Source organism: Streptomyces hirsutus (genome assembly GCF_001418415.1).
Classification (GTDB): domain Bacteria; phylum Actinomycetota; class Actinomycetes; order Streptomycetales; family Streptomycetaceae; genus Streptomyces; species Streptomyces hirsutus.
Genome location: NZ_LIQT01000276.1, coordinates 1 through 7,014, shown reverse-complemented (window position 1 = coordinate 7,014; position 7,014 = coordinate 1). Strand labels below are relative to the sequence as shown.

The window sequence follows — 7,014 nt, the reverse complement described above, 5'->3', positions numbered from 1 at the left end:
CCGCGAAGGTCGGCAACAAGCCCTTCGTCGTAGACACCAGCCGCAACGGCAACGGCCCGTACACCGGGGGCGACGCGGAGGAGCGCTGGTGCAACCCGCCCGGCCGCGCCCTCGGCGAGACGCCGACGATCAAGACCGCGGACCCGCTGGTGGACGCGTATCTGTGGGTGAAGCGGCCCGGCGAGTCGGACGGCGAGTGCAAGGGCGGCCCGAAGGCCGGCGAGTGGTGGGAGGACTACGCGGTGTGCGATACACGGTGTGCGATACACGGTGTGCGGTACGCGGTGTGTGCTGGGCGGTATGGGCGGTGCGAGGTCAGTCGCTGGCCTCGGCGAGCTTCACCGCGTAGTCCTCCCACCACTCGCCGGCCTTCGGGCCGCCCTTGCACTCGCCGTCCGACTCGCCGGGCCGCTTCACCCACAGATACGCGTCCACCAGCGGGTCCGCGGTCTTGATCGTCGGCGTCTCGCCGAGGGCGCGGCCGGGCGGGTTGCACCAGCGCTCCTCCGCGTCGCCCCCGGTGTACGGGCCGTTGCCGTTGCGGCTGGTGTCTACGACGAAGGGCTTGTTGCCGACCTTCGCGGAGAGCTGCTTGCCGTAGGCGATGGACTCTTCGGTGGAGTAGTAGTTGGACACGTTCACCGAGAAGCCGTCGGCCTGGTCGATGCCCGCCCACTTGAGCGGCTCGAAGATCTGGTCGGGGTTGCCCCAGCCGGCGTTGCCCGCGTCCAGGTACACCGTGGTGTTCTTCAGGCTCTTGAGCTTGGCGACGGCACCGCTGAGGACATCGTAGCGCTCCTCGTGGAACTTCTCCGGCGTGCAGCCGTCGACCAGGTGGAGCACCGCGTCGGGCTCCAGGATCACGGTCGCCGCCCGGTCCCCGATGCCCTTGGCCACGCCGTCGATGAAGGCGCGGTAGGCGTTGCCGTCGGCGGCACCGCCCTGCGAGTACTGGCCGCAGTCGCGGTGCGGGATGTTGTAGAGGACGAGCAGCGCGGTGCGGCCCGCCTTGTCGGCCGCCTCGGTGAAACCGCGGGCCTGCTCCTCCGGGTTCTCCGGGCTGATCCACTCGGCGGCGGGCTGTTCCGCTATCTTGCGGATCTGCTCGGCCTCCGCCTTCTTCCCGTCCGCCCCCAGATCGGCCATCTGCTGCGCGGCCGTGCCCTCCGGGTTGACCCAGAAGGGGTTCGCGTCCTTGGGCTGCTGGGTGATCTCCCCGCCGGCCGTCCTGTCCGAGCCGTCCCCCTCGTCGCCGCCGCCGGAGGAACACGCTGTCATCAGCAACGCCGCCCCGAGTAGCGCTGCCGACGTCCGCCTCGCGGCGAACGCCCGGGCCCCCCTGCTGCCGTACATCCAACCCCCCTTGGGTGCACTTGTTCCGTGCGTGCCGAATCCCAATCCTGACATACACGCTGCGACAGCCACGAGGCCGAGTCATTCTTGTCCGCGAGCTGTTACAGCTGTCGTACGGTGACAGGTCACCTGGGGCGATCACGGAAAGCGACCGGAAGCGGGGGTGGCGTCGGCCGCCCCGGAGCCACCCACGTCCGGGGCGGGTGGACGGGGTGCTCGGGGCGCTCGAGGCGCCCGGAGTGGGACACGGTTGCGCCCGGGGCCGGGGTGCGGTGGTGCTCAGGCGGTGGTGCCGGTCAGGTAGGCGGAGACGACCACGTTCGCCGTGTAGCGGTTGCGTGCGGTGTCGAAGGTGCCGCCGCAGGTGATGACGCGCAGTTCGGCCCGGCCCGAGCGGCGCGGCCCGTAGGCCTGCTGGGCGTCGAACCCTTCGCGGGCCAGGACCTGGACGTCCTCGATCGTGAACTCGGCGACCCTGTCGTCCTCGCGGACCACCCGGATCTTCTGGCCGGGCTTCAGTGTGCTCACCCTGTAGAACACGGCGGGCCGGGTCTCGGTGTCGACGTGCCCCACCACCAGCGCGGTGCCGGACGCTCCGGGCGCCACCCCGTCCGCGTACCAGCCGACCACGTCGGGCCGGTCGAACGGCGGCGGGTCCAGAGCGCCCCGTTCGTCCAGGCCGCGGGAGACCACCGGGGCCCGGACGTCCAGGCCGGGTATGTCGAGGCGCCGCGGCAGCGCCTCGCCCAGCGGGCGGTGGGCGGGCGGAAGGTCCGCCCGGGGCGGGCGGCCGGCGGCCGCCATGTCACCGGTGGAGGGCCCCGACCCGTCGAAGCGCAGGTCGGGGCCCTCCCCGCCCCACAGCCAGAGCACGAGCAGCAGCACCACCCAGGCCACACCGGTGAGCAGCCGCCCCGGGCGTACCGGCCGTACCGGATGGCCCGGACGTTCCGGTTGTTCCAAGTGCTCCGGTCGTCCCGGTCGTATCTCGTCGTGATCGGACATGGGCGGCCGCCTCAGCCGGTCGTTCTGCGGCTCCGTCGTACGCGGCCGCGTACGACGGCTCCCGCGGCGACTGCCGCGAGGAACAGTCCGGTCACCGTCTGCGCGGCGCCCGGCCCGCCCTCGCCGGCACCGGTCCCCGTGCCGGTGTCGGCGGCGGCCAGCGGGGTGCTGCCGCCGCCGCCCGCGTCGACGGGGGCGACGGGCGAGGTGTGGGCGGTCGGCTCGGCGGCCTCCGGCTTCGACGGTTCGGCCGTCCCGGAGGGCCGGTCGCGGGCGGGGGCGACCTTGATCGTGCCCTGGCGGGCCCGCTCGCCGCAGTTGACCAGCACGGGGTACGTGCCCGCGGTGAGCGTGGAACGGACCCGGCTCTCGCCGACGAGGACGCCGTCGGCGACGGTGAGCTGGACCTCGGAGACGAACGCCGAGGACACGGCGAGCGCCGTCCGCTCGGCGCACTCCGCCACCTTGAGGGTGACGTCGGTGCCGGGGGCGGGGGTCACCGGTGTCACCGAGACGCCCGTGTCGTCCGCCGCGTACGCCGCCGGGGTGAACGCGGCGACGGCCAGGATTCCGGTGCAGAGAGTGAGTCGCAATGAACCCATCGTGTACCTCCAGACACCGGGAGCGTGCCCCGTCGGGTGGGGTACCGCATCCTCAGGGCGCGGTGATTGCTCCGTATGGGCGACATCGGAAGGGACTGCTTCGGAGTCCGGCTTTGGAGCCGGAAGTGATCGACAGGACGTGCGATGGAATCCACGAGCTTGGCCGACTGATACGGAAATCAGGGCTCGAAACATTAGGTTCGGGCCTCATCGTGAAGCCATAGAACGTACATTCAGCGAGAATGGGAAAGCGGTACAGACAGGGGCAAGCATGCTGACGGTGGGTGGTTACGCCCGGATCTCGGCCCTCGGGCACATGGGCGACGGACGGGACGGCCGCGAGGGTGTGGTCCGCCAGCGTGAGGACGTGTACGAACTCGCCAGGATCAAGCTTTGCAGCGTGCACCGCATCTACGAGGACAACGACTCCTCGGCCTACAAGCGCCGTGTAAAGCGCGAGAACTTCGAAGACATGATCCTTGACCTCGAGCACGGAGTGATCAGCGGAATTCTGGCCTACACCATCGACCGCATCGCTCGCCAGCCTCGTGACCTCGAACGACTCATCGACATCTTCGAGCAGGCCCGCCGGCCGATGATTTTCGCCACCACCGCAGGGGACTACGACCTCACCACTGCCGAGGGACGCTTCCAAGCACGCATCTACGTGACCATCGCCAACAAGTTATCAGCCGATGCGGCGCGTCGCATCGCGCGCCAGAAACTCGCCCAAGCCACAGACGGGAAGCCGCACAAGGGGCAGCGCGCCTTCGGCTGGAAAGACTCCGAGCACGTGAATGAGCGGGAAGCCGAACTCATCAGAAAGGCACTCGAAGACGTGCTGCTGGGCAAGAGAGTCGCCACGGTGCACCGCGAGTGGGCGGAGCTGGGAGTACGCGGACCGCAGACACCGCCGGGCAAGACGATTGGCTACAGCAGTGTGCTGTACGTGTTGAGGAATCCTCGGCTCTGCGGCTACCGCGCCTACATTCCACAGGAGGTTCGCGAGCGAGCGGGCCGTGTCGACCCCGTTGAGTACCTGGTCGAGCGGACTGACGGCACGCCGGTCGAAGGCCAGTGGGAAACCATCCTCGAACCGGGGGAATGGCGGGAACTGGTGGCCGAACTGGATTCCCGGAAGAGCAGTGGGCGGGGCCGCAGGAAGGGCTCCACAGTCACCAAGCGTCTGATGACCGGCATCGCCCGCTGCGCCCTGTGTGGAACCGGTCTGGCTTCCGGCACGTACCAGAGGGGCACCGCCAGCTACGAGAGGTACGGGTACTACTACTACTGCCGGGCTGCGGACGGCGGCTGCGGGAAACTCGCCCGCAGTGGCCCTCCTGTGGACGAATACGTGGAGAAGGCCCTCCTCGACCGCTTAAAGGAACAGTCACGCAATGTGAGGGTCGGCGCAGAAGAAGATTCTGAACTGAGGAAGGCAAGGAACGCGCTTCAGCAGATCGAGGCCGACAAAGCGGAGGCCCGACAACTCCGAGCCGACGACCTGTTCTCCCTTGCCGAGTTCGCCCGTGAGATCCGGCGCCTTGAGGAAAAGGAGAAGCATCTGAGAGGGACGGCAGCAGGCCTCGCCGCAGCGCCAACGCGAACCGGCACCGCAGCGGCCCGCATCGTCCGGGAATGGGAGACCTACACCGTGGAGATGAAGCGGCGGGAGCTGACACGGATCATCGAGGCCGTGGTGATCAAGCCTGCAGGCAAGGGCGGGGCTCAACGGGGCGCCTTCCGAGCCGACTTGCTCGAGATCATGTGGAAGTGACGGTAGGCATCTCCCGTCGGGGAGGTCCCGGCGCAGAAGTGTCTGCCTAGCATGAGGTCGTCCCATGGTCCACGTACGGCAGGAGTCCACCTCCCATGACAGAGCGCAAACCCATCAAGTCGTGGCTCACCGACATGGACGGGGTCCTGATGCACGAAGGGGTGCCGGTCCCCGGTGCGGATGCCTTTATCAAGAAGCTGCGCGACCTGGGGCGGCCGTTCCTCGTCCTCACCAACAACTCGATCTACACGGCCCGAGACCTGCACGCACGCCTGAACCGGATCGGGCTCGATGTGCCGGTCGAGAACATCTGGACCTCCGCCCTGGCCACAGCAACGTTCTTGGACACTCAACACCCCGGAGGTACGGCCTACGTCATCGGCGAAGCCGGCCTGACGACGGCCCTGCACGACGCGGGCTACGTCATGACCGATGCCGACCCCGATTTCGTGATCCTGGGCGAGACTCGTACGTACTCGTTCGAGGCTCTGACGAAGGCCATCCGGCTGATCGACAACGGAGCCCGGTTCATCGCGACCAACCCGGACAACACCGGACCGTCTCCCCAGGGCGCGCTGCCCGCGACAGGTTCCGTGGCTGCGCTGATCACAAAGGCCACCGGGAAGGAACCGTACTTCGTGGGTAAGCCGAATCCTCTGATGATGCGAACCGGCCTCAACGTCATCGGAGCGCACTCCGAGACCAGCGCCATGATCGGTGACCGGATGGACACGGATGTGCTGGCCGGGCTCGAAGCCGGAATGGAGACCTTCCTCGTCCTCACGGGCCTGACGACGAAGGACGACATCAACCAGTACCCGTACCGGCCGACCAGGATCGTGGAGTCGATCGCGGATTTGGTGGACCTCGTCTGAGACGGCGTCAGCGGCGCCGCCGTCCCAGCAGTACGACTGCGCTCCCGGCGGCCAACAGCAGGGCGGTCGCCGCCAGGGCCGCGCCCACGAACCCTCCGAGCCCGGTGCCGGAGAGTTCATGGGCGAAGGGGAGGCGACTGTCACCGGGGGTGGGATAGGTGGGGCCGGCGCCGTCGGGTTCGGCGTCGTGGGCTTCCGGTTCGGGTTCTGTTTCGGCGCGTGTTTCGATGCGGAACCGGTACTCGTCCGACTGGCCGACCCAGTCGCCGTCGTCCTCGTACCGCTGGACGATCGCGGCCGTGGCGACGACCTCGCCCGCCACGGCGTCGGACGTGAGGGCGAGCCGTAGTTTCACGGTGAGGGTCCGGCCGGCTTCGACGGTGAATCCCTCGAAGCCGGCGTCGTCGTCGGCGAGGGCACCGACGAGTTCGTCCTCGTCGGTGGTCGCGAAGCTGACGGTGTGCGGCAGTTCCCGGTCCGCCGTGTAGAACTCCAGCACCGGCTGCGAGGCCCGCAGCGCCCGCTTGTCGTCGTAGAGCACGACGACCGGGTGGATGCCGCCGCAGGAACGGTCGGTGGTGTTGGTGAGTTCGAGGTACCAGGTGCCGAAGCCGCCCCCGGCCCGGTAGGAGTCGGGGCCGCCGTGGATACGGGTGGTCAAGGGGAAGTCCGGCTCGTCCGCGGTGGCGCAGGCGGGCGGCGGCGCTTCCGCGTGGGCCGGGGCCGCGGTGGGAAGAATCGCGGCCACCGCCGCCAGGAACAGGGACGCGGGCGTGCAGAGTCGCATGCCATAGGGCCTTGCCGTTCGGCGGGCGGACACCACCGGGGCGCCCCCGATCGCACCCGCACGGCGGCACGATTCCCCCCGCTCGGCGGAACCCGCCGTCCCACCCGGCCACTCCGCCCGTCTCCCCGGGTCCCCTGCTCCCCGAGTTCCCGGGGCCGCGTCTCCTCCTTCTTATCCGTCCCCCCGTCCGAACACCGGGGCCAGTACCGACTGGGCCGCCCCCTCGGCGACCCGCTGCCCGCTCTCCCGGTGTCCCCCCTCCCCGCCGTCCCGTCCGCCGGCCTGCCCGCCGCCCGAGGCGATCCGTACCGGGACGGGGGTGTCCCCGGTGCGCCGGGCGCGAGCCTCCAGGACCTCGCGCACTCCTCGTACGAACGCCTCCGGGGCCGCCTCGACGATCCGGCCGCCGAGCAGGACGCGGTCGATGTCCAGCAGGCCGACCAGGTTCGCCGCGCCGGTGCCCAGCACCCGGGCCGCCTCGTCGGTGTCGCCCCTGGCCACCGCTCCCAGGCACAGGGCCTCGATGCAGCCCCGGTCGCCGCAGCCGCAGCGCGGCCCGTCCAGTTGGAGAACCTGGTGGCCGAACTCCCCCGCCCCGGTCCGCGGCCCCCGGTG

7 protein-coding genes and 1 pseudogene are annotated in these 7,014 nt (G+C 69.6%); 3 read left to right on the top strand and 5 right to left on the bottom strand.

All coding sequences use genetic code 11. The annotated features are described in order from the left end of the window. Positions 1-245 (top strand): annotated as a pseudogene (locus AOK11_RS40340) (glycoside hydrolase family 6 protein); the annotation flags it as partial. A gap of 70 nt (positions 246-315) precedes the next feature. Here AOK11_RS40340 and AOK11_RS20900 read toward each other — a convergent pair. The 3 genes from AOK11_RS20900 to AOK11_RS20890 form a co-directional block, all read right to left on the bottom strand. After that, positions 316-1,353 carry a glycoside hydrolase family 6 protein gene (locus AOK11_RS20900; protein WP_055595252.1) on the bottom strand — a complete coding sequence of 346 codons (1,038 nt, stop codon included), beginning with the start codon at positions 1,351-1,353 and terminating at the stop codon, positions 316-318. 279 nt (positions 1,354-1,632) lie between these two features. Next, positions 1,633-2,358, bottom strand: coding sequence for a class F sortase (locus tag AOK11_RS20895; protein ID WP_079034989.1), 726 nt, complete (start codon positions 2,356-2,358; stop codon positions 1,633-1,635). An 11-nt stretch (positions 2,359-2,369) separates the two neighbouring features. Further along, positions 2,370-2,960 (bottom strand): hypothetical protein, encoded by a 591-nt coding sequence (locus AOK11_RS20890; RefSeq protein ID WP_055595251.1) that lies wholly within the window; start codon positions 2,958-2,960, stop codon positions 2,370-2,372. Positions 2,961-3,231: 271 nt separating this feature from the next. Here AOK11_RS20890 and AOK11_RS20885 point away from each other — a divergent pair, with 271 nt between their 5' ends. Then, positions 3,232-4,737: a recombinase family protein gene (locus AOK11_RS20885; RefSeq protein WP_079034988.1), complete on the top strand. Its 1,506-nt coding sequence runs from the start codon at positions 3,232-3,234 to the stop codon at positions 4,735-4,737. A gap of 95 nt (positions 4,738-4,832) precedes the next feature. Continuing rightward, positions 4,833-5,612: an HAD-IIA family hydrolase gene (locus AOK11_RS20880; protein ID WP_055595250.1), complete on the top strand. Its 780-nt coding sequence runs from the start codon at positions 4,833-4,835 to the stop codon at positions 5,610-5,612. 7 nt (positions 5,613-5,619) lie between these two features. On the opposite strand, the gene AOK11_RS20875 is transcribed toward AOK11_RS20880, so the two are convergent. Beyond that, a complete protein-coding gene (locus AOK11_RS20875) occupies positions 5,620-6,399 on the bottom strand; it encodes a hypothetical protein (protein ID WP_055595249.1) in 780 nt (259 codons plus the stop codon). 171 nt (positions 6,400-6,570) lie between these two features. Next, the coding region (locus tag AOK11_RS20870; RefSeq protein WP_157869408.1) for an ROK family protein at positions 6,571-7,014 on the bottom strand (444 nt) is incomplete at its 5' end.